This is a genomic window from Kocuria sp. CPCC 205235 (assembly GCF_040980905.1).
Classification (GTDB): domain Bacteria; phylum Actinomycetota; class Actinomycetes; order Actinomycetales; family Micrococcaceae; genus Kocuria; species Kocuria carniphila.
The window spans coordinates 1-731 of record NZ_JAVKPR010000081.1 but is presented as its reverse complement, the minus strand read 5'-3'; the positions used below and the strand labels follow the sequence as shown (position 1 = coordinate 731).

The window sequence follows — 731 nt, the reverse complement described above, 5'->3', positions numbered from 1 at the left end:
TTCGGGAGGCCTCGGCCCCTATCCGGCGACCGACGCGCCGACCCCAACTACACCCTGGATCCTGAAGAGCCTGAAAAGGCGCTTCACCCGATCAGTCATCACGCTCATACCCGGCACCATGAAGAGGGTAGGCGCCAGTGGTGTTTTCGGCCTAGCATCTCCCGACGAAAATGCGCGCCGCGCCGCAATGGACTACACCCGTGCGGCCCGGCAATGCGCCGAGGAACTCAATCAGCTGACGGGTGAGGAGTCAGTGGAGGTCATCCACGTCCATTCAGCTCCGTCCATGAAAGCGGATCCAGCGCAACTTGGGCGATCACTTGAGATGCTCTTATCGGAGCAGCCCAACAGTTACGAATGGTCGACTCGACTGGTTTTGGAACACTGTGACGCCTATGATCCAACAATGAAAGGTGAAAAGCGGTTTCTTTCCCTGGGCGATGAAATTCCCGTTGCCGCGTCATTGGGGATGGGCGTGACAATTAACTGGGGACGATCTGCGGTTGAAGCTCAAAATTCTGATCGTCCGCTGGAACATGTCCGACAATTGGTATCGGAAGGAATTCTTGAGGGATTGATGTTCTCCGGTGCGGGTCGAGAGAGTAATGGTTACGGGGCCCCGTGGGCCGATGCGCATTTACCGGCTCTTCAGAGTTGAGTGTGGGGTGAGGCGTCGAGTCCACCGGTGATGAGGAGCATGCGGAGGCGGTAGTGCTCGAAGTTGCGGAAGC

The 731-nt window shown here is 57.6% G+C and carries 1 protein-coding gene; it reads left to right on the top strand.

Annotated features, from left to right (window positions below):
- Positions 1-658, top strand: a 658-nt coding sequence (locus RF638_RS16050; protein ID WP_368842466.1) for a DUF4862 family protein, incomplete at its 5' end; no start/stop codon positions are given.
- Between the last annotated feature and the right edge of the window lie 73 nt (positions 659-731).